The organism is Thalassotalea agariperforans, assembly GCF_053470345.1.
On record NZ_JBQMWH010000001.1, the window covers coordinates 341,929 to 365,698 of the forward strand.

The 23,770-nt window shown below is 37.5% G+C and carries 17 protein-coding genes; 8 read left to right on the forward strand and 9 right to left on the reverse strand.

The window, feature by feature from the left end:
* Nucleotides 1-285 precede the first annotated feature (285 nt).
* Nucleotides 286-741, forward strand: coding sequence for an ion channel (locus ACSLUO_RS01560; protein ID WP_448245565.1), 456 nt, complete (start codon nt 286-288; stop codon nt 739-741).
* A gap of 102 nt (nt 742-843) precedes the next feature.
* Here the strand turns inward: ACSLUO_RS01560 and ACSLUO_RS01565 are convergent, their stop codons facing one another.
* The 3 genes from ACSLUO_RS01565 to ACSLUO_RS01575 all read right to left on the reverse strand — a co-directional run bounded on the left by ACSLUO_RS01565 (nt 844) and on the right by ACSLUO_RS01575 (nt 3,512).
* Nucleotides 844-1,908: an OmpA family protein gene (locus tag ACSLUO_RS01565; RefSeq protein ID WP_448245567.1), complete on the reverse strand. Its 1,065-nt coding sequence runs from the start codon at nt 1,906-1,908 to the stop codon at nt 844-846.
* 103 nt (nt 1,909-2,011) lie between these two features.
* Nucleotides 2,012-2,896: a spermidine synthase gene (locus ACSLUO_RS01570; RefSeq protein ID WP_448245568.1), complete on the reverse strand. Its 885-nt coding sequence runs from the start codon at nt 2,894-2,896 to the stop codon at nt 2,012-2,014.
* A complete protein-coding gene (locus tag ACSLUO_RS01575; RefSeq protein WP_448245569.1) occupies nt 2,889-3,512 on the reverse strand; it encodes a fused MFS/spermidine synthase in 624 nt (207 codons plus the stop codon). Before ACSLUO_RS01575 ends, ACSLUO_RS01570 begins: the two co-directional genes overlap by 8 nt.
* 224 nt (nt 3,513-3,736) lie before the next feature.
* On the opposite strand from ACSLUO_RS01575, the gene ACSLUO_RS01580 reads away from it, so the two are divergent.
* Entirely contained in the window at nt 3,737-5,392 is a 1,656-nt protein-coding gene (locus ACSLUO_RS01580) for a BNR-4 repeat-containing protein (protein ID WP_448245571.1), read from the forward strand.
* 154 nt (nt 5,393-5,546) lie between these two features.
* On the opposite strand, the gene uvrA is transcribed toward ACSLUO_RS01580, so the two are convergent.
* Entirely contained in the window at nt 5,547-8,369 is a 2,823-nt protein-coding gene (gene uvrA, locus ACSLUO_RS01585) for an excinuclease ABC subunit UvrA (RefSeq protein ID WP_448245573.1), read from the reverse strand.
* Nucleotides 8,370-8,544: 175 nt separating this feature from the next.
* Between uvrA and ACSLUO_RS01590 the strand changes: the two genes are divergently transcribed.
* Nucleotides 8,545-9,909, forward strand: coding sequence for an MFS transporter (locus ACSLUO_RS01590; RefSeq protein ID WP_448245575.1), 1,365 nt, complete (start codon nt 8,545-8,547; stop codon nt 9,907-9,909).
* A 26-nt stretch (nt 9,910-9,935) separates the two neighbouring features.
* Here the strand turns inward: ACSLUO_RS01590 and ACSLUO_RS01595 are convergent, their stop codons facing one another.
* Nucleotides 9,936-10,430 carry a hypothetical protein gene (locus ACSLUO_RS01595; protein ID WP_448245577.1) on the reverse strand — a complete coding sequence of 165 codons (495 nt, stop codon included), beginning with the start codon at nt 10,428-10,430 and terminating at the stop codon, nt 9,936-9,938.
* A 182-nt stretch (nt 10,431-10,612) separates the two neighbouring features.
* On the opposite strand from ACSLUO_RS01595, the gene ACSLUO_RS01600 reads away from it, so the two are divergent.
* From ACSLUO_RS01600 to ssb, 5 genes are all read left to right on the forward strand, one after another.
* On the forward strand, nt 10,613-12,673 hold the full coding sequence (locus ACSLUO_RS01600) for an oxidoreductase (protein WP_448245578.1): 2,061 nt from the start codon (nt 10,613-10,615) through the stop codon (nt 12,671-12,673).
* Between the two features lie 287 nt (nt 12,674-12,960).
* On the forward strand, nt 12,961-14,889 hold the full coding sequence (locus ACSLUO_RS01605; protein WP_448245579.1) for a methyl-accepting chemotaxis protein: 1,929 nt from the start codon (nt 12,961-12,963) through the stop codon (nt 14,887-14,889).
* Nucleotides 14,890-15,553: 664 nt separating this feature from the next.
* Nucleotides 15,554-16,438, forward strand: a complete 885-nt coding sequence (locus ACSLUO_RS01610) for an NAD(P)-dependent oxidoreductase (protein ID WP_448245581.1) — start codon at nt 15,554-15,556, stop codon at nt 16,436-16,438.
* Nucleotides 16,439-16,994: 556 nt separating this feature from the next.
* Nucleotides 16,995-17,339 (forward strand): cupin domain-containing protein, encoded by a 345-nt coding sequence (locus ACSLUO_RS01615; protein ID WP_448245583.1) that lies wholly within the window; start codon nt 16,995-16,997, stop codon nt 17,337-17,339.
* A gap of 407 nt (nt 17,340-17,746) precedes the next feature.
* Nucleotides 17,747-18,412, forward strand: a complete 666-nt coding sequence (gene ssb / locus ACSLUO_RS01620; RefSeq protein WP_448245585.1) for a single-stranded DNA-binding protein — start codon at nt 17,747-17,749, stop codon at nt 18,410-18,412.
* A 67-nt stretch (nt 18,413-18,479) separates the two neighbouring features.
* Here ssb and ACSLUO_RS01625 read toward each other — a convergent pair whose 3' ends face one another.
* The 4 genes from ACSLUO_RS01625 to ACSLUO_RS01640 form a co-directional block, all read right to left on the reverse strand.
* The gene (locus ACSLUO_RS01625) at nt 18,480-19,454 is read right to left on the reverse strand and encodes a hypothetical protein (protein ID WP_448245587.1); all 975 of its coding nucleotides are present in this window, start codon (nt 19,452-19,454) and stop codon (nt 18,480-18,482) included.
* Between the two features lie 22 nt (nt 19,455-19,476).
* Complete coding sequence (locus ACSLUO_RS01630) at nt 19,477-19,824, reverse strand: hypothetical protein (protein ID WP_448245588.1); 348 nt, start codon at nt 19,822-19,824, stop codon at nt 19,477-19,479.
* Between the two features lie 94 nt (nt 19,825-19,918).
* The gene (locus ACSLUO_RS01635; RefSeq protein WP_448245590.1) at nt 19,919-20,872 is read right to left on the reverse strand and encodes a DUF808 domain-containing protein; all 954 of its coding nucleotides are present in this window, start codon (nt 20,870-20,872) and stop codon (nt 19,919-19,921) included.
* A gap of 12 nt (nt 20,873-20,884) precedes the next feature.
* Nucleotides 20,885-23,725, reverse strand: coding sequence for a trypsin-like peptidase domain-containing protein (locus ACSLUO_RS01640; RefSeq protein WP_448245592.1), 2,841 nt, complete (start codon nt 23,723-23,725; stop codon nt 20,885-20,887).
* Nucleotides 23,726-23,770: the final 45 nt, after the last annotated feature.

A 23,770-nucleotide genomic window follows, 5' to 3' on the forward strand; every position in this document is an offset into this window, starting at 1 on the left:
CACTATATCTAATTCATATTAAATTGATTATTTTCATAATATAACATTGAGATTTTTTAAATTATTTTGATGATCCTTGTTACTAAATCGATTTTATCGATAAATAGTAATTGTGATTGAAACCAAGCTAATACCATTTCGTATAATTTCAAGGAATAAAAAATTAGCTAACCCACAAAGGAAAAAATTGAACCTTAAAGCATTTTCTTTATTTGAAAATAAGTTCGCTTCACGATATAACTTTGATACAGAATACTTTTTTAAATTTTAAGATAGGGTGTAGTCGTGATCATTCTTCAAAAGGCTATGGAAAAAAGCCATTTATATACAATTGATGAATTTGGCGTTAAAAATTATCGTTATGCTGCGATAGGGGTTACGTCATTTGTTATCTTTTTTCTATTAAATATTCTTTTAGGTTACATTACTTATTTAGCTGAAATCAATGTTGTTGGTTCGCCAGTAAAAAACTTTAGTGATGCGATGTGGTTAATGATCATGTCTTCTAGCACGATTGGTTTTGGTGATGTTTATCCGATCACCTTACTTGGTCGTAGCATGGTATTTATTATGTTTATTTTAGGGGTTGGTATTTTAGGTGGTGTAGGGGCTATCTTTGCCAATAAAATTTTTGGTTTTGCCGATACGAATGTTAAAAATAGAGAATTAAGAAAGCAAAATAATGATATTTATCAAAAATTACTAGAAATAGAAAAGCGCTTAGAACAGCTTGATAAATAATTTTATTAATGTTGGCATATCAATAATTTAGCATAGCTAAAAATAAAAAAGCCTTAACAATGAAAATTGTTAAGGCTTTTAAAATTAAAAATTAACGTTAATTTAGCGTGTAACTTTAATTTTTTGTGTTACTGAAACATTGGCTTCAATACGGCGGTTTTCTTTATGTGCGGCCGCAGTATTTTCAGGATTAATTAATAATGTTTCACCGTAACCTTTAGCTGTTAAACGAGATTGTTTAATACCAAAGTCGTTTACTAATACCGCCACAACAGCATCAGCACGTTTTTGTGATAACGTTAAGTTGTAAGCTGCACTACCTTGGCTTGATGAATGGCCGGCAATTGTCATGCTAGTGTGTGGGTACTTTTTCAAAAAGTTAGCTATTTTAGTGATTTCATCGTAGTACTCTTTTTTAACAACCGCTTGGTTATTATCAAAATTAATTAATAAACGCTGTGAAAGAGTTTCTTCAGTAAAAATTGTACAGCCTGAAGCATCAACCTTGTCATTCATAGGTGTTGAAGCACATTTATCTTTTGCATCGATTACACCGTCCTTATCGCTATCTTTTGGAGCAGCGGTAACCGGAGCTACTTTAGCTGGAGCGACAGGTGCTGCTTTTTTAGCAGGTTTTGCAGAATCACCAAAAAAGTAAATTAAGCCAAACTGTGCACTTTGGTCGATCCAAGAGTCACCAAAATGAAAATGTGCTTTTGCTTCAGCATACGCAGCTAAACGCTCTGAAAAATAATGGCGGTAACCTAAACCTAAGTTAGCAGTTACTTCAGACTCACCAATATCTAAATTATTTACACCACCTAAAACATACATGTTTTGTTGAGTTGGGAAGTATAAAACGTCAAATGATAATGTATCACCAGTTTTGTCAGCTGCTTGTTCAAACTTAATATCTAAATCAGTAAAAGCTAATCTAAACTCTGTTGATTCGCTGTAACGGTAACCAAATTCTATACCAAGGCCATCACCAAGCTCGAAGTCATCGTTAATACCTTTTAAACGATCTTCATCCGGCTTAATAAGTGAATAATGAGCACCGCCGTAGAATTTACCAACTAAGTCTTGTGCTTGTGGTTGCTCAGCGGCGTTGCCGAATGCTGTAAAAAATAAGGCAGAGGCCAATACCGATAATTTAAAGTTTTTCATGTTGTTTCTTCCTGAATGTTAATTGCGCGCATTTTAATATATATCGCTTGCTAATTCATTAGAAGAATAACGCTAAATTATGAAAGTTATATGATTTTTCGCTTTAATTAAGTAAATTAGCAGGGGAATATTGATCGGTTAATAAACGTGTATTGCCAGGCCAGTCTTTTTCGATAATTAATAGTGGCGCAAGTTTATTGGTATCAACAGCATAAGGAGCTAGTTGCTTGTTTATTTGTTGCGCTTTTGTCTTAATAGTGTCTTGCTCAGGTAAGCCTGATTTTTTTGCTAAAATAACTCGATTACCACCATCATCAAAGCGAACATTAAAAAAGTCGCCAAATACTGCTTGGTATGTGGCCGATTCATATTGATATAATTTACTACCCGAAAAAGTATTGGCAGCCAGAATGCCATCAGGCGTTAAAATATCGCGAATTTCCGTTAAAAATTCTTTAGTCATTAAATGCTCAGGAATATAGTCACCATTAAAAGCATCTAGAATTACCCAGTCATATTGCTGTTTTTTTAATTTGGCACGTTTGACAAAAATACGGCCATCTTTAGTTTCAGCGCTAACTTTGTTGTTTTCAATAAAACCAAAATAATTTCTGGCAACTTTTACAACGGCAGGGTCTATTTCAACATTGGTGATTTTTGCTTGTGGGTACAATTGATGGATACTATTTGACATAGTGCCACCACCTAAACCAATGATGAGGACATGCTCAGGCTTATCCATTACTAGAAAACTTGAAAACAATAGCTTGGTATAATTAAACACTAAGGCTTTTGGGGCCGCTTTATTAATACAACTTTGGCTACTGGTTTTACGTTTGACTGAAAATTTTAAACAACGGATATTGTCGTTATCTTCAATAATAACATTCTTATAAAGTGATCGTTCGCTATGAATAACCTCAGCATTAATGTTTGATGTAAAACACAGCGTAATAAATAAGGTTGAGAGCTTTTTTAAATTAATCATAGTTTACAGCACCTTTGTTTGAAACTACCGCCAGTAAACCCAAAATGAATAATACTGAACATACGGAAATAATGATGGTATTTACTTCAAACCATAACACTAAATAAAAGGACGTAATTAGCGTACCTAAAGCACTACCAAGGGTTGAAACAAAGTATAATTTCCCTGCTACTTGGCCACTATTATTTTTATCAGATACTAATAAACGAACAGAGTAAGGCGAGATCATGCCAAGAATGATTGTTGGAATAAAAAACAAAGCAATAGAAGCTAATAATGAACCGTAACGGGTATCTTCAACTGACATGAAAATAGTTTCCATAATAGGTTCAGCAAATAGCGCAACCGGTAATACGGTAATGCCGGCAATGGCAAAAATATATCCATAGCGTTTTAACGACACTGCCTTTGTTGATAATTTCCCCCCTAATAAATAACCCACCGACAAACTGAGCATAAAAACGGTAATAATACTGCCCCAAATATGCACGGAACTTCCAAAGTATGGCGCCAGTATTCTGCCACCTAGTAGCTCTACGGTCATAATACAAAAGCCACTGGTGAAGGCTAACAAATAAATGAAAGGGTTGTGCCAAAATTGACGGGATGCAGACATAAACTAAAGCTCATTATTATAATAATTAATCGCCTTATCTTATCGGTAAGTGCTTGAGTTTACTAGTTGAAAATTAGAGTAAGCTGAAGAGAAGAAATAACCTTGTACATGTTTGATACCAGCTTAAAAGATTAAATTTATGATTTGTTGTGGTAGCATGTGATTTTATATGGTCTATTTTGACCTTTTAGGTTTTTTGTAACAGCCAAGGTGAGTAAACGTCTATGATTAAAAAAATAAAATATTCTATTATGGCTATGCTGTCAGCTTCAGTTTTATTTTCGTCAGTCAGTGCTGCGATCAGTGAACAGGAGTTTTTTGAAAAAAGAGACGCATTGATCATTAAACATTCACATCAAGATAGCACGTTTGCGGCATTGCAAAATGAAAAAAGCTTTAGTAAAGAATATTGGCGCTGGCGTGTTGATCAGTACTTGTATGGTCAATACACAGAATATCAGCCCATTTATGATGCGTATACTCAAGGCAAATCGTTTCACGAAATATATAACTTACCTACAGAAAACTTAGGTCCTAAATGGCAAAAGCCTAATAACCTTCCTTCAATACCAGAAGGATATTTTACCGATAATCTTCCTGGAAATACTTATACGGGTTGGCATAAATTGGTTGGCAACAAAGTTTACATCACATATCAAGGTCATTTAACCGACCCTTATGTGGCAAGTTATGACTTAACAAGCAATCAATGGAATGGCCCTTATAAAGCGGGTCATAGTACACTTTCAAAAGGCGATCGCAAAATAGATAGCCATGGCCGGCCTATTATCGAAGTGGATAGCCAAGGGTATATTCATATTGTTTTTGGTGGGCACGGTGGTGAACGAGAAGACGGCCTTAACCCTCTTTCTATTGACACGCCACATGCTGGTGGACGTATGAAACATGTGGTTTCCACAAAACCTTATGATCTTAGCCAATTTGTTGAAAAAAATGACATCAGTCCATTTGCTTCTTATACCAGAAGTTACAAAATGGCGAATGGCGATATTTACTTTTTTACCCGTGCAGGTACGCATAAGTCACCTTGGGTTTATTATAAAATGCACAACGGCTCTCAAACCTTTGAGCCACCAGTGGTAGTAACTTGGCCAACACCGGATAAAAATGATCCGATTAAGGTCGACACTCACTATATTACACCACTGAAAGTTTCTGATACTGAGATTGCCATAACCTCGCTATGGCATGCTTGTAACTTTAAAGAAGAACATGATAAAACGCATTACAATCGGCTTAATGCTTATTATATGAAGTTAGATACAACTAATGACACTTTTTATAATATTAAAAATGAGCCATTAACCTTGCCTTTAACGTTGGCGGCAACCAATAAATATACACTGGCATATAACTCTGAAAAAACGAATGAAACAAGTTTTGGTACGAAACCGTTAGTGCTTGAAGATGGTCGTTATGCTGTTGCTTATGAAGCTCGAGGAAAAGATTATCGAGAATGGCGTATGGCTTTATTTGAGGATGGTCAGTGGAGTCATGGTCATCCTATGCCGGGTACGGTGAATAGAACTTTACGTGATATTAATGGTAAAAATATTCAGAAAATTAAAACGTTAGAAGTTTTAAAAGAAAATGATGCTGGCGTAAGCGCTGCGGTTATTTATCAGAACTCAAAGAATGAAACGGTGTTTGCAGTAGCGAAAAAAATCGATAATCTGGATAATAATAAACAAAACTGGCAAGTAGAAAAAACTTACTTTAGCGTTGCTAAAGGGAAATTACAGATGGAGCCAGTTAAAGATGCAGCAGGAGACACTTTAGCGGTAATTGTTAATGTGAAAAAAGGTGATTCTCAGCGACTTTATTTATGGCATGACGGTAAATTTAGAGCAAACCCATAAATTGCATTGTTAATGTGGTTTGATATACACAAACAAAAATAGAGCACAATAAAATAAAAAGCCAAAGCAAATGCTTTGGCTTTTCTTTTCTTATTTATCTTTGCTGAACAGAGCTAAGTTTAAACTAACCCGAACTCGGGATAAATCATCGTTTTTAAAGTAGCTCTTTTAAAAACCTAGCCGTATGTGAGCTTGGGTGTTTAGCTACTTCTTCTGGTGTGCCAGCCACTAAAATTTCACCACCACCTGAGCCACCTTCAGGTCCTAAATCGATGATCCAATCGGCGGTTTTTACCACATCTAAATTATGTTCAATCACCACAATGGTATTGCCATGGTCACGTAAGCGATGGATAACTTCCATCAACTTTTTAATGTCATGAAAATGCAAACCTGTGGTGGGTTCATCAAGAATATAAAGGGTTTGACCAGTATCACGTTTTGATAGCTCTTTTGCGAGTTTAACCCGCTGAGCTTCACCACCAGAAAGCGTGGTTGCTGACTGACCCAGTTTTATATAACTTAAACCAACATCCATTAACGTTTGAATTTTACGTTTTACCGCGGGGATCGGGGCAAAAAATTCCAAGCTTTCTTCAATGGTCATATCCAGTACTTCGTGAATATTTTTCCCTTTGTATTTTACTTCTAAAGTTTCACGGTTATAACGCTTGCTATGACAAACATCACAAGGGACATAAACATCCGGTAAAAAGTGCATTTCTACTTTGATCAGGCCATCACCTTGGCACGCTTCACAACGACCACCTTTAACGTTAAAACTAAAACGGCCTGCTTTATAACCGCGTGACCGAGCCTCTTGGGTTGCGGCAAATATTTCACGGACAGCGGTAAAAATACCAGTATACGTTGCCGGATTTGAACGTGGTGTTCGGCCAATTGGGCTTTGGTCAATATCAATAACTTTATCGAGATGTTCTAAGCCGCTAATGCTCTCATAAGGAGATGGGACATCAACGGTGGCGCCATTAAGTTCAAGGTGCGCTATTTTGTATAAAGTATCATTGATCAGGGTTGATTTACCTGAACCTGAAACGCCAGTAATACAAGTTAATAAACCGTTTGGAATGGTTAAATTAACCGATTTTAAATTATTACCATTGGCGCCTTTTAGTTCGATGACATTGTCTTTATTAAAAGGTGTACGTTTTTCAGGAATTTCGATTGCTTCAACACCTGATAAATATTTACCGGTTAAAGACTCAGGGGTGTTTTTAATATCGTCAACGCTACCCTCAGCAATAATTTCCCCACCATGAACACCAGCGCCAGGGCCAATATCAACTACATAATCGGCAGCGCGAATGGCATCTTCATCATGCTCAACCACAATCACGGTATTGCCTAAATCGCGTAAGTGGATCAGGGTTTTAAGTAAACGTTCGTTGTCGCGCTGATGTAAACCAATGGAAGGTTCATCAAGCACATACATTACACCAACAAGACCAGCACCAATTTGGCTTGCTAAGCGAATACGTTGGGCTTCACCGCCTGATAAGGTGCCAGCTGCACGTGATAAATTCAGGTAATTCAAACCAACATTAACTAAAAAGCCTAAACGCTCATTAATTTCTTTTAAGATTTTTTCGGCAATTTGTTCGCGTTGACCATCAAGCTTTAAGTTTTCGAAAAAATCGAGGGCATCAGAAATGGCTAATTCGGCAATGTGCGGTAAGGTGGTGTCACCAATAAACACATTACGGGCTTCAAGGCGTAAACGGCTACCGCCACATTCGTGACAAGATTGGCTGTTTAAGTATTTTGCTAATTCGTCGCGAACCGCATTTGACTCAGTTTCTTTATAACGACGTTGCATATTATTTAATATGCCTTCAAACGGGTGTTTACGAACCACCAAGTCACCTCGGTCATTCATGTACTTAAATTCAATTTCTTGTTTACCGCTACCATAAAGCACGATTTTTTGAATATCATCAGGCATTTTTTCAAATGGCGTGTCTAATTTAAAATCGTAATGATCAGCTAATGCTTGTAACATTTGAAAATAATAAAAGTTACGTTTATCCCAGCCACGAATAGCACCGCCTGATAAACTCAATTCTGGATTGCTGATCACGCGAGTAGGGTCAAAAAATTGCTCATTGCCTAAACCATCACAGGTTTGACAGGCACCCGCCGGATTATTGAATGAGAATAAGCGCGGCTCTAATTCCTGCATGCTATAACCACATTGGGTACAAGCAAAGTTAGCCGAAAATAATAACTCATCGCGATTCGGCTCATCCATAAAAGCTACTTTGGCGGTGCCAGCGGTAAGCTCTAAGGCAGTTTCAAAAGATTCAGACAAACGTAATTGAATATCGTCACGTACTTTTAAACGGTCAACGACTACTTCAATGGTATGTTTTTTATGTAAATCTAAGGTGGGTGGATCCGATAAATCACACACTTCACCGTCAATTCTGGCACGAATAAAACCTTGCGCCGCTAAGTTATCTAATAACTTTAAATGCTCGCCTTTACGGTTTTGTAGTACTGGCGCCAATACCATGATTTTGGTGCCTTCTTCTAGCGTAAGTACTTTATCCACCATTTGAGAAATGGTTTGTGCCGCAAGTGGTTGATGATGAGTAGGACAACGTGGCTCACCAACACGGGCATATAATAAACGCAAGTAGTCATAAATTTCGGTAATAGTGCCAACAGTTGAGCGAGGATTATGTGAGGTTGACTTTTGCTCAATTGAAATAGCTGGCGACAAACCTTCAATGTGATCAACATCGGGTTTTTCCATTAGCGACAAGAATTGACGGGCATAAGCAGAAAGTGATTCAACGTAACGACGTTGGCCTTCAGCATATAAGGTATCAAAGGCTAACGATGATTTACCTGAACCAGAAAGCCCCGTGATAACAATTAATTTTTCGCGCGGGAGATCTAAATTAATATTTTTTAAATTGTGGGTACGAGCACCCCTGACTGATATTGTATCCATGATATTTCCACTGCCAATTCGAACCCAGCATTATGGCATATAATTGCATGAATTATCACCATCAAAATCATCTGTTTATACGGTTAATTTGGTTATTTTTTCTTTGATGAATAATTCATGAAAATAGTGTTAAAATAGCGCGTTTTTTATCATTCACCTTTAAAATAATAATGCTATGTCTATTTCTGGTTTAAACCGTATCGAGAAAAAAGCTGCTTTTTCATTAGCCACCGTTTTTGGTTTGCGCATGTTGGGTCTGTTTATGATCTTACCTGTATTTGCTATCTACGGTACGCAGTTAGAAGGTTATACGCCGCTGTGGTTAGGTTTAGCAATAGGTGCTTATGGTTTAACCCAAGCCTTATTACAAATTCCTATGGGGATTTTATCCGACAAATTTGGTCGTAAACCGATTATTTTATTTGGCTTATTGGTATTTTTAGCCGGTAGTATTGTCGCTGCTACATCAACAACAATATATGGCGTAGTGTTTGGCCGAGCGCTACAAGGCATGGGCGCTATTGCCAGTGCTGTTTTGGCGTTAGCGGCGGATTTATCGCGAGAAGATCAACGCCCGAAAGTAATGGCAACCATAGGTATGTTTATTGGTTTGTCGTTTACTGTATCTATGGTGATAGGCCCAGTGGTTGCTGAGTCGTATGGTTTAGCGGGGTTATTTTGGCTAACTGGGTTTTTAACCATTTTAGCTATGTTTATGGTGCAGTTTGTTGTGCCTAGCTCTGTTAGTAAAGCACCTAAAGGTGACCATCTTGCCATACCCGCACAAGTAAAAAAACTTATTACCCAAAGCCAATTATGGCGTTTAAATGTTGGGGTTTTTGTTTTACATATGGTGTTAACAGCCAGCTTTGTTACCTTACCTAAATTATTTGTTAATGCCGGTTTATCGTTAGATCACCATTGGATGATGTATTTACCCACCTTGTTTGGTTCGTTCTTTTTAATGGTGCCTTTTATGATTTGGGCGCTAAAAAAACAAAAAGAAAAACAAATGTTTGTTGCCGCTGTTGGTTTGTTTTTATTAACTATGTTGCTGTTGGCCTTTTTACCCAATACCTTAACTTTATTGATTGTTGCTATGGTGATGTTTTTCACTGCATTTAATTATTTAGAAGCCACTATGCCGTCAATGTTATCTCGCCTTGCTCCAGCAGGTGTTAAAGGTAGTGCAATGGGCGTGTTTACAAGTAGCCAGTTTTTTGGTGCCTTTTGTGGTGGTTTGATTGGCGGCTTGGTTGCAGAGCAATGGAGTGAACACGCTATTTTTTATGTCATGTCTGGCTTTGCCTGTTTTTGGCTTTATGCAGCTATGGGCATGAAGGCGATGAAAAAATCGAAAAGTTATAGTTTTTCAATTCAAAGTGATAGCGAAGAAAATACCGAGTTATTAGCAGACAAGATTGTGGCTATGCCGGGTGTTGTTGAAGCAACCTTAGTGCATTCTGAAGCGGTTGCTTATTTAAAACTTGACGATAAAGTGGCTGATATTGTCGCGATTAAAGCGTTATTGAAAGGTTAACGTTGTTTAAGCGGAAAATATTTCGTTTAAATAAGTGTAATAATAGTATGGCAGATCATTTTATTACCAACATGATAGCTAATATCATCATCTAAATATTTATTTAATATGGCTTTACCTAAAGGGGATTGAGGCGTTACTAAAGTGACTAAGTTATCGCCAATCATAACTTTGTAACCACCCGCGGTTGGGCTCATTAATAACCACTTATTTTGTGGTGAATCTTCAAATTGAATTAATCCACCAAGTTTTATCGGCTGTTCAATATCTACAGGCTGAAATGTAAAGCTTTTCAGTTGTCCGATGGTTTTTTTTAACTCAACTAAACGGCGGCTTTGTCCTTCAGCTAAATAAGCCGACTCTATTGCTAAAGTATCATATTGTGTTTCTGCAACAGATTGCTCGTCAACTGCGGCTAAATGTGCATTGTTAGCCGCTTCAATACAATTATTAAGCTCATGTGTTAATTGCTGCAATACTAACGTAAGTATTTGAGGTTTATCGGTAGCTAATAGTTTCATCGCGACAGCTTAAAAGAAAACGCTAATAAACGAAACTAAATTTGACTAACGCTCACAATAAAGCACTTGCCAACTATACTTGATTTAAGTTAACGTTAATTAACTGGTACGACCATTGTGTGAGAGATGATATTTAAAACTATTGTCTTTTCATCATTCATATTTTCAGTTTGAGTAGCCTTATGACCACAATTACGCCTTCAATCAATGAATCAAACCGACCATCGGTTTATCCTCATTTATTAGCACCGCTTGATCTCGGTTTTACTCAACTGGCCAACCGTGTATTAATGGGGTCAATGCATACCGGTTTAGAGGAAGAAAAGGGGGGCTTTGAAAAGCTGGCAGCTTATTATCAAGCGCGAGCAAAAGGTGGTGTGGGTTTAATAGTAACGGGGGGGATCAGTCCAAATTTTCGCGGTAGAATTGCGCCCTTTGGCAGTGAAATGAGTAAATGCTGGCATGTTAAAAAGCATCAAAAAATTACCCAAGCTGTTCATCAATACAACACTAAAATATGTATGCAGTTATTACATGCAGGGCGATATGCTTATCACCCGTTAAGTGTTGCTCCCAGTAAAATTAAAGCGCCGATTAATAAATTTACCCCGAGTGCCATGTCGGTAAAACAAATTAAAAGTACCATAAATGATTATGCTAAATCGGCAAAATTAGCTGCAAAAGCCGGTTACGATGGCGTGGAAATTATGGGCTCTGAAGGTTATTTAATTAATCAATTTAGCTGTATTCGTACCAATCATCGCGATGATGAATGGGGAGGTTGTATTGAAAATAGAATGCGGCTTGCCACTGACATTGTGACAGCGATCCGTGAAAAAGTAGGTGCAGAGTTTATCATTATCTTCCGCTTGTCGATGTTAGATCTGGTTGAAGGAGGTAACAGTTGGCAAGATGTGGTTACTATGGGGAAAGCCTTAGAAAACGCCGGGGTAACTTTAATTAACACGGGTATTGGTTGGCATGAAGCACGCATTCCAACCATTTCAACGTCAGTGCCTAGAGCGGCATTTACTTGGATCACCGCACGCATGAAAGCCGAGTTAACGGTTCCTTTGATCACCACTAATCGCATTAACACTCCAGATGTGGCTGAAGCTATTTTAGCGCGTGGTGATGCCGATATGGTGTCGATGGCGCGGCCTTTTTTGGCTGATCCAGATTTTGTCAATAAAGCGGCAAATAACAAGAGTGATGAAATAAATACTTGTATAGGCTGTAATCAAGCCTGTTTAGATCATGTTTTTGCCCAAAAACGTGCTTCGTGTTTGGTAAACCCACAAGCCTGTTATGAAACTGAATTAGTCTTTCAACCAACTAACAAGCCCAAACGTATTGCCGTAGTTGGTGCAGGCCCCGCTGGTTTAGCCTTTAGTGTTTATGCGGATCGCTGTGGCCATCAAGTAACTTTATTTGATAAAGCGGCAGAAATAGGCGGTCAATTTAACTACGCGAAACAAGTACCTGGCAAAGAAGAGTTTTATGAAACCTTACGTTACTTTAATACTCAACTTGCTAAATCTAAGATCCAAGTGCAGCTAAATAGTGAGCAAACCGTTGAGCAATTAATTCATCAAGGTTTTGACGATATCGTATTAGCGACGGGGATCGTGCCAAGGGAATTAAATATTGAGGGGATCAATCATCCAAAAGTAAAAAGCTATTTACAAGTATTACGGGATAAAGAACCGGTCGGCAATAAAGTTGCTATTGTTGGGGCCGGTGGTATTGGCTTTGATGTTGCGAGCTTTTTAGCAGAAGAACATTCGCTTACTTTAGATAGTGAGGCTTGGTTAACAGAATGGGGGGTTGATAAAAATTACCAACAAGGAGGCGCAATTATTCCGTTACCAAGTCATAAAAGAGCACATCGGGAAATTTACCTTTTACAGCGAAAAAGTACAAAAGTTGGCGCTGGTTTAGGTAAAACAACAGGCTGGATCCATCGTAATTCGTTAAAAAATAAAGGCGTTAACATGCTCAATAATGTTAGCTATCAGCGAATTTCGGAGCAAGGTTTTGAAATAGAAGTTGATGGTAAAACGCAATTGTTAGAGGTTGATCATGTCATTATTTGTGCCGGCCAAGAGCCTGAGCGGAGTTTATATCAGGGGTTACTTGATGCTGAGCAACGAGTACATTTAATTGGCGGGGCTCATGTAGCGAGCGAACTTGATGCCAAGCGTGCGATCAGAGAAGCAGCTGATTTAGCGATGAAAATTTAATAAGTTACCTAAGTTTGTTTAATGAGCTGTGTCGTTGATTAGAGCATACTGATCTTTGTTGTATGTTTTTAGTGAAATAAAACGATAGCAAGTCGCCCCTTTGGATTTATACGCAATGGTATTAAACAGAAGTGATAGTAAAAATAAGCAGGCTTTAGTTTTATATTTGTTGAAATTTATTGTTATTGATTAAGGTCAACTGTTAATCACACTGCCTTAATAATTCATGACATTGACAACCCGAACTATCAAGCCGTTAATGTTAAACTACCGTTAAAGAGCCCAATATGAACTATTTCTTAGCTCCGTTTGTTTCATTGTTTAATCAAGTTGGTTTTAAACTTAAGTTTTCTATTTTATCTCTCTTGTTTTTTATTCCTTTGCTGACCACAACATGGTGGGTTGTTAATCAACAAATAAGTAAAATTCGCCTGTCAGAGCAAGAAATACAAGGCTATGAAGCTGTTGTATTACTCACTAACATTGAGCGTTCAGCTCGTTTAAACCAAGACGTTGACGCTACGCTAATGCAATTGAATCATAAAATAGAGGCAACAAGCTGGTTAACGGAGTTAATCTCGCCATTAGAGCACTACCAGGTATTACTAAAAAATGGTGATAATTCGTTATTAGAGGCGTATGAGCTGTCTTTATCACTTAGGGAGAATATTGCTGCAATCAGCGGGTTATCGCGAGCAACAGAACCAAGTATATTTTATTTGGCCGATTTATCTGTTAATCGGTTGCCAGCTTTGGTTGAGTTTTTAGGAAGAACAAGAGATCTAACTAACAAAATTATCGCAAATGGTGGTTTTAATGCGCAGTCGTATACCTTGTTAGTTGCGTTAGATAAAAGGTTAGATGAATTAAAAATACAAGTTAGCAAAAGTACAGAACAGCTTTTTAAGGTAAACAAAACATTAGCTGAACAATTAACACCAGAGGTTGAGGCATTCTTTTCTTCACTGACCACATATCAACAAAATCTAAGAAATCAGGTGATCGAGCCAGATGATATTTTATGGCATCAAACTCAAGCGATTCAGCAGGTAAGTCAACCAATTGATTTATTAGAGCAATTAACTAATAACATTGGGAAAAATCTAAGCGAACAATTACTGTTATCAAAGCAAGCTAGCCAGCAGAGTTTGTGGCTATTAGGAACGATTGTTGCTTTTGCATTAGTGCTAATATCGCTTTGTCTTATCGCTATTTATCGTTCGATTAAAATAAATGTTGAAACCATTAAGGGGGCTGCAACGCGTTTAGGTAATGGTGATTTCAGCCAAGCTTTGTTAATAAATACAAAAGACGAATTAGGCGATATTGCATTAAGCTTTAGTCAAATGCAGACTAAAATTGATCAATTATTACAAGCGTTAACCGGCGACGTTATTAAGTTGAGAGAAGACACTTGGCATATTCAGCGGTTAACCGAAGATATGGCAAATAATGCCACGACACAGCAACAAAATACTCATAGTGCAGCGCAAGCGATAGGTGAAATTTCACAATTTGTTGATGTTATTAACAACAACACAGAAAATGCGAGAAAAGTAACTGCGCAAGCAAGCGAACATGTAACTCAAGGTCAAGGTATTATTGCAGACACATCACAAGTGATTGAGAATATTTCGAAAGAAGTTAATGACGCGGCTGATGTTATTAATTTGTTAGCTAAAGACAGCAATGATATAGCTCAATTTGTCAATGTGATCCGCGAAATTGCTGATCAAACTAACCTGTTAGCATTAAATGCCGCTATTGAAGCCGCTAGAGCGGGGGAGCAAGGCCGTGGCTTTGCTGTTGTTGCTGATGAAGTTAGAACCTTGGCTGCAAGAACACAAGATGCCACAGGAGAAATACAACGAATTATTGAAAAGCTTCAACAAGGCGCTAATAAATCGGTGATAGCAATGAATCATGGTGTCGAAAAAGCTCAGCATGGGGTGATACAAGCGGGAATGGTGGCGGCGGCTTTTACCGAGGTGACCGAGGATGTTAGTCAAGTTGTTGAGGGGACTAATCAAATATTTAATGCGGTCGAGCAACAACATACGTTAGTTCATGATATTAATCGCAATACACAAAATATTTCTGGTGGTGCTGATGCAATCATGCAAGCTTCAAAAAATACTGCCCAAGCAACTGAAAATTTATCGGCGTTAGCTGATCATCTATCTGACCAATTAAGTCAATTTAGGTTTAACCGTTAAGCTATTGGCCAATAAAAATTACGTCGATTAACATTTTGAAGTATTGAAGCCCTACTATGAGCGACTATCTCTTTGAAATTAAGGTGAGCTTTTCTTGTGAAAATCTGCGCTCACCGTTGCTTTTAATTAAAAGTTAGTAAATTTGTTATACCAATAAATATCGCACTTCAAAATAAAATGAATAACCTTAGTTTAGATGAATGCGCCATTTTCTTCGTCAGTTAGCCAAGCATTTCAGCTCTCAATGTATTTATATTAATGAAAATAAAGCACTTTACTATCCAATTTGGAGTTGTGGTTAACTTTCTTTTATTAGTGATAAAATTAAAAAACGATTAAATTGTTACCAATGTATTTATGTATTATTACCAATAGTTACAAAATGGTTGACACTTGGTGTTTGTGTGGCTACTATTACCATGTTCCTGAATAATATTTTTTGTGTATAAATAATTATCATAAAACTGTCTTCGCTACTCAAAATAGAAATAGTTTTTCATATGGTAATTCAGGTTCAAACTTTTAGTGCAGCTGTTTGCATATATCACAGACTAATATGAGAGCTAAGAGAGTTTTCTATTTTATATAAAAATAGTACGCCCACCTTTACAGTGAGCAACCCTCCTACTCGATAAGCATAAAACAATATTTTTAGGAGTTAGAAATGACTAAACCAGTAATCGGTTTCATCGGTCTTGGCCTTATGGGCGGCAACATGGTAGAAAACTTACAAAAACGAGGTTTTCAAGTAAATGTAATGGATCTTAATAAAGATGCTGTTGCTAAAGTTCTGGCTCGTGGTAATGCGACAGAAGTAAGCTCGGGTAAAGAATTAGCTGAGAAAAGTGACATCGTAATGTTAGCACTTACTACATCAAATGTTGTTGAATCAGTAGTATATGCTGAAGACGGTATCTTAGCAGGTATGAGTGAAGGCAAAACATTAATTGATTTTGGTACTTCTATTCCTGATTCAACACGTAAAATTGGTGCTGCTCTTGCTGAAAAAGGCTGTGGCATGATCGATGCTCCTTTAGGTCGTACACCGGCACATGCTAAAGACGGTTTATTAAACATCATGGCTGCTGGTGATATTGAAACTTTCAATAAAGTTAAGCCAGTATTAGACGAGCAAGGCGAAAATGTTTTCCATTTAGGTGCTTTAGGTGCAGGTCACACAACTAAGTTAATCAATAACTTCATTGGTATGACAACTGTTACCGCTATGTCACAAGCATTTGCTGTTGCAAAAGCTGCCGGTGTTGATGGCCAACAATTATTCGACATTATGTCTGCGGGTCCATCTAACTCACCATTCATGCAGTTCACTAAGTTTTATGCTGTAGATGGCGAAGAAAAATTAGGTTTTTCTGTCGCTAACGCTAACAAAGATTTAGGTTACTTCAACCAAATGGTTGCCGACTTAGGTGGCGAATCTTTGATTGCTCAAGGTACATCAGCTAACTTACAAGCTGCTGTTGATGCTGGCTTAGGTCAAAATGACGTGCCAGTAATTTTTGATTACTTTAACACTAAATTCGCGAAGTAATTAAAAAATAGCCTAACTAGAGTGTTATTGGCCTTTTTAGCTACGACACTTTAGTTAGGAATATTTAAGTATATGGATTATTGCGATTAAGGTACTTGTAAGCGAGTACTTGATAGCACCGAAGATGATCGGCAATCTAGTTGATTTATTCATATAATCGATGCGTTATGCACTAGATAGCTCCTGAATATATACCGGAATCAATTTAAGCTTCCGTATTTCAACAGCCTGCCAAAAATCTTCAAAAGTAAATAACGATACTTAAATGCTATAACCAATTTTCCTTGGTGATGTCAGTGAGTATTAAAGCTACCATTGATAAAATGTGCTAAATAAAGCTGATAAGGGAAATAAGGCAAAGGTTAATCCTGACAAGTTAATAAGAAAATAATTTGTTGGTAAACTATATTGGTTGACATTGTTCGGTTGTTGGTTAGCCTTATATTAAAGGTATATAGTAAATCGAACAAAAGACAATTTTATACAATGGCTCAAAATCAGAAGTTTAATTTGATGGCCGTTGACCATTTTTCGAAATTAAAGAGTAGAGGTAAACATGAGTCAAAGTGAAAATTTTTTATCTGGCAGTGAAACTGAAATTGAAGATATTGGCGGCGGTTTAAAGCGTCAAATGTTAGGTTATAACGATGAGCTAATGGCCGTTAAAATTTGGTTCGACAAAGGCGCTATTGGTTATAACCATGCTCATAGACACTCTCAAGTAACTTATGTTGTTGAAGGTGAATTTCATTTTAATATTGACGGTGTTACTAAAATAATGAAAGCAGGTGATAGCTGCTTAATACCACCATTTGCAGATCATGGCGCAACTTGCCCAACTGGGGGGATCTTGATTGATACTTTTAGCCCTCCACGTGAAGACTTCTTAGAGGGTAAATAGCCTTAATACTTGCGATTTTACTTTGACGGGTTTTATCTTAATCGCTTAGGCTACAGGCTTATCTTAATAAAAATCGGCTCTTGTAGCCGATTTTTTTATTGGCAGCAGGTAAATGAACCCGAGTTCAGGTTATCGACTATGTTTCTCTCGCGACTATCTAAAAACTTCAAGCCAGTTTAATTAATAAACGAGTAGGCCGTTTGCTCAAAAATAGGCATTAAAAAGTGTCTGGTAAAACCTAATTCAACGTGCAAAATGACAAATAAGCGAGTATATTAGCGACATTCAATTTTTACTATTACTACGTAAGTTTTGGCGTTTTTGCAACGCATTAAATAGCGTGTTTAAGTAGAGTTCATTCGGTCAAAGTCGTTAACCCCTTGTATACTAAGGGAAGGAGAGAGAGTATGGCATCTAGGGGTATTAATAAAGTAATCATCGTAGGTAACTTAGGGCAAGATCCTGAAGTACGTTTTATGCCAAATGGTGGCGCAGTAGCAAACTTTACTGTGGCAACATCAGAAACTTGGAAAGACAAGCAAACTGGTGAGCAAAAAGAAAAAACAGAATGGCATCGCATTGTTATTTATCAACGTTTAGCTGAAATTGCGGGTGAATACCTGAAAAAAGGTTCTAAAGTTTATTTAGAAGGTCGTTTACAAACGCGTAAATGGCAGAATCAACAAGGTGCTGATCAGTACACCACTGAAATTATCGTTAATGATATGCAAATGCTTGATTCTCGTGGTCAAGGTGGCGCTCAAGCGGGTGGTTTCCAACAATCACAATCAGGCGGTTATCAGCAATCTGCTCCAGCTCAGCAAGGTGGTTTTAATCAAGCACCAGCTCAACAGCCCGCACAACAACCACAATATCAATCACCTGTTCAGCAGCCTCAACCGGCTTACCAAGCACCTGCTTCACAGCAGTCAGGTTATCAAAAACCAGCTCAACAAGGTGGTTATCAGCAATCTGCTCCAGCTCAGCAGGGTGGTTATCAACAACCAGCGGCAGCACCTAAGGTAAATCCGCAAGAGCCAACAATTGATTTTGATGATGATATACCGTTCTAGATCAAATATTTAAGTCTCTGTACTCAATATTTCAAAAAGCCCTGTTTTCTTGCAGGGCTTTTTACTTTTATTTAAATGATGAAAGCTCAAAAGCGAAACCATAGCTGGTATTCTTTTTAAAATATTGGGCAAAATCTGCGGCATAGCCGTGTCTTATCCAAATCATGGCGGGCATATCAAAAAAGTAGGTGGCTGCTTCAAATTTATAGGTGTTGTATTTAAAACTATTGTTAATACCCGTTTCGTAAATTAAGGCAAATTTGTTTTTATTCGTATTTTGATACCGCAATAAAACTTTTAAGCCATTAATTTGTTTACGGCTTGTTATACTGCGTTGCTCTTCCCAAGGGTAAAGTTCTTCAATATCACCTTGCAATAAACCACCGATAAAATTCTGATAATGTAGGTAGGCGTTAATTCGTTTATCAATGATAGATGTTTTGTAAGTAATTCCCCAATAGTCCCAGCCTCGGCTTATATAGTCATTGGCGAATGTAGCTTTTTCACCACTTAATTCAAAATCGTCAGCCATTGCTTGCCAGCTAGCCAGTGAGGTAACACGTTGACCATTTGATTCGTGGCCATATTCAAGGGTTATGTATTGTTTTTTGGTTAAATAAGCCAGAGTGTTATCGACATAGCCGTCTTGAAAATTAAACTTGAACATGAGTGATGGGTTAAAGCGTTTACCGATCACGGGAGATGATTCTCTTGTTTCTATGTATTGGCCAAATCGGCCAGTAAAGGTGAAATAGGGTATACAACTGGAAAAGAGACTGTTATTACACCAATCTTTTGAATACTCATGAGCAATAGGGTATTTGAGCGAAACCTTAAAATCTAAAAATGGGGTTTTATCATCGTTGTCATAAGTTAGTCCGATAAGATTTGGTTCGTAGCTCGTTAAATAGGCTATTTTTTCTTCATTTCTAATTGGTTTACTATGTGTTGAGTTATCAACTTCGCCACGGTTATTGCCAAGTATTTGGCTATGGCTGAGAAATGATGCCAAAAAAAGCAGGCTAATAATAAAAAGTTTCATGAAGTTCCTTAAGCTTACGATATTATTTTTTAGTAAATGAACTTGGCATAATTTCAACTCCTACCATTCGGGCAAGCTTCACAATCAATGGAATAGTAATAGGCGCAAACGGTAAAATAGCAAAAATGCCTAAACCAATACCTTTTAATACATCAACAAATTGTTCGTTAGCAATACTTAGCTCTTCTTTACTGGCTTCCCCTTTGGTGTATTTTCGATAGATGCTTAACATTTCTTTTGTTTCTTGTTTTTCTTGTGCTAAAGCTGCTTTGAGCTTGAGCATCGCCCGCCTAATTTTTAATTTGTTGGATAGACGATTTATTCGTATAACACGAATTGGGGCTTTATGAAAATGACGAAAGGCTTTCATGAGGTTTAATTTATAGCACAAGTTAACCAAATAATAACACTAAAAATAATGATTAGATCAGCGTTATTATTGGTTCTGGTCATTTATTCGCAGTTTAAGCTTTAGGCGCTGGTGTGAAGAGGCTAACTAACTTAACCATGATTAATGTTAAACCACCGGCAATAATACCAACCACAGCGGTTAATAAGGTTGGTGCTAGGTAAGCTAACGTTGCGCCAATAGTTGGGAGCGAAGCTAAAAAATGTTCAATTTGATGAATAAATTCAGCTAATGGCGATATGCCATGAATAAGTATACCGCCCCCGACAAGAAACATAGCAGCAGTACCAACAATAACTAAACCACGCATTAATTGTGGGGCAAAAGCCAGTAGGCCGCGCCCTAAAAACTGGCTACATAATTGGTTAAATTTACCGCTTGTAGTTTGACTAACCTTTAGTAAGTACAAACCTAAGTCATCTAGTTTTACAATTGCGGCAACTAAGCCATAAACACCTATGGTTAACGCAATGGCTAAACTGACGACCACTAACACTTGCGTTAAAAAGTCGGCGTCGCTAACAGTACCTAAGGCAATTACAATGATTTCAGCCGAAAGAATAAAGTCGGTGCGGATTGCTCCTTTGATTTTTTCTTTTTCAAAGCTTGTGATTTCGTCTGGAGTTTGTGCTGATAACCGCGCTTGGTTTGTTTCAGTTGGTGCTGATTTTTTATGAAATAATGAATGAAAGACTTTTTCAAATCCTTCAAAACATAAATACAAACCACCTAGCATTAATAACACTAAAATGGCGGTAGGCAACAAAGCACTGAGTATCAAGGCGATAGGAACAATTATCGCCTTATTAATAAATGAGCCCTTGGCAACAGCCCAAACGACAGGTAGTTCACGATCCGCATTTACGCCTGCTACTTGCTGGGCGTTTAGTGCTATGTCGTCACCTAATACGCCGGCTGTTTTTTTTACCGCGACCTTACTCATTAAAGCAACATCGTCTAATACGGCAACAATGTCGTCTAATAAGGTTAATAAACTTAAGCCAGCCATACTGTATTCCTATTATTGTTTTTGATGATTAATTTTTTGCCATTGACCATTTTCATAACGGACCTCATAAAAAGGCCAATAATGGTTGTCTAATTTTAAGCTGGTAACATTAAGGTTGTTGTTAAAATCTAAGGTTTTGATGACAACAGATTCTTGATGTTTTTTGTTTTTAACCGCATTGATGAAATCATCTGTGGTCGTAATTTTTTGGCCGTTAATTTCGACAATTTTACTCATAGCATAAACTTTATAGCGCGATGCTGGTGAACCATATTTGTAACTGGCAATGTACACGCCATCGTCACTGATACCGCGTTGTAAAATAGCTGGGCGGTGCAGGGCATGAATATAAATACCTGACCAGAAAAATACTTGTTTAATATCTTGCCCAGTTACTGGCACTGTTTTAACTTGCGCGTGCAGAATTTTTCCCTCACGGAATAAGGTCACTTTAATTTCTGGTTGCTGACTTAATAATTCTACTTGTCTAAACGAAGATACCGGTTGATCATTAATGGCAAGTAATAAATCACCTTGCGCGAAAACATCTGAGCTAGGAGCGGCTTTAGAAAAATAGCTGATCGCTAATAATTTTTTCTTATCTGGTGTTGTGGCTAACACCTTATTAAGCCAAGCTTGTGGTAGCCCTCGCTGTAAAGCATAAACCGGTGAGATATAGGTAAAGCTAATATCGAGTGAAAATAGCGACTTTTCACTGGTGGCTAAGGTGATCAGTTCATCAATATATTCAGCTTGAATACCGGCTGAAAACGTTTCTTTGTTATTGTAAGCTTCATTACTATGTTCAATGGTTGACCACATTGCAGCCACTTCATTTTTTTCATTTAATAAGACGCCATCAATACTATTGCTTGGGTTTAATAAATAAGCTACCTCAATATTATTTTCAACCGCTTGGGGCACTGAAAATGCTCGTAACCAGAGCTCTTGAATGACATCTACTTGGGTCTGTCTATATTCAACAACGCCTTCATGATTAAGACCCGCTTGTAAAATATGATCATTAATTTTTAACGGTGTTTTACTAATTTTCGCGCTAGCTACTTTTAAGTTACCTAATTGACTTGGGTCGTAAGAAATTAATGATAAATTGTGTAAAGGATGAATATATTCAATTTTTCCGGTCACTTCTAAGGTATTAGCAAAGGTGAGTTTGACATCACCAAGAATGGAAAAAACGACACTGCGATCAACCACCACTAAGCCTTTTTGGGCGTCAACAATTAACCCCGTGCCGTAGCGTTCATTATCATCTCCGCGGCCTAATATAGAATAAGGTGCGGTAAAATGAATATTGACTAACGATTGTTCAATAGGGTGATTACTGGTGGTTGAGTTAATGAAATCAGTATTTATAGGATTAATTTCATGGCTAAGCTCTGTTGTTGGCGGAGCGATATTTTGGCAAGGCCAAAAACCTTGTCTTTGATCTAATTGACAATAACTGTGTTCGAACCATTTCCGGTTAATTTCCACTAAAGCATAATTTGAGGTGTTAGGGTTATAAAAATTAAAGTAGCGAGTATGTACTTTTTTACCTTGTGGTAATTGGCTGAGCTGGTTATTTAAGGTTTCAATATTATCAATAACTACGCCGTTAAATTCAGTAATAACACTATAATTTTGAATACCTGCACGTTTAAATGAGGCACCGGCATAAGCAACAAAAACGCCATTCACTGGCTTATTATAATGTCGAGCTTGTTGATACGATAAATTGTGAAAGACACTATTATCAAATTTTACATAGGCTGTTGGTGTTATGGCATTAAGGTCGTCAACAGTAATAGTTACGGTTATTGGCTTTGCAGCTCTTAATACTTCTAGTTCAATTGTTTGTTGTACATGTTGATTAAGTTGCTTTTCTAAAGCAATAAAGTCTGTGATCGTTTGTTGGTTGATTGATAATAATATATCGCCAACCGCAAGTTTGGTGGCGGCATCACTGTCAGGAATCATTTGATCAACCACTAATAACCCTTTTATGTCGGGTGCTAAGGTTCTAAATTGGCTTTCTATTTCATCGGTTAAACCTAAACGAGTTAATTCCGCATAGGGTTTTGCAATAAACGTGGTTTGTAAACTACCTCGAGCAATAGGTTGTGCTTGTTGAATTGCTTTTAAGGCAGCATCAACCATAGTTAAAGGGAAATAAAAGGCATTTGCTGAGCGTTTTTGGCTACCAGCGTTTAACGCGACAACTTCACCATTAATATTAATAACCGGAGAGCCAGATGAACCACCGGTTGAAGCGGTAGCGGCTTGAATATAATAAGTATTAAAGTCGTTATATTTACCTTTACCATAGTTAGGCGCATCTCGGTCTAAACGGGAAATAGTACCATCTAAAATTGATATTTTTTGACCGGCATCATTGCCAATAATTCGAATGTCTTGGCCAACATGAGCATCTTGGGGGTTAAGTTTAAACTCATGCGGTTGAATGTGTTTAATGTCTTTAGGTTGATAGCGGTAAAAACCAAAGTCATGCACAGGATCAATATAAAGTGGTGTTAATTCAATTTCTTCATTATTAATTAATATCGCTTTTGCTGTTACTGGCCCTGGCGTAACGACATGACGGTTAGTTAGAATAATGCCTTGTTTGGCATCAACAATAAAACCGGTTGCATGGCCACTACTGTTCCACTTGCCATCAAAACTTACCGGCACATCGGTATAAATACTGACTACGCCACTACTTACTTGCTTGACGGTGGCATTCCAATCTAAGCTTTTTTTTGTGCTTGCACAGCCCGATAACATTAAAGTGACAAGGCTGAATAAAAATAGGGATAAATGAACACGGTAAAGGGAAGTGTGCTTGGTCATAAAAGTCCTTTTATTATTGTTTGATAATATAGAGTAAAACTAAGT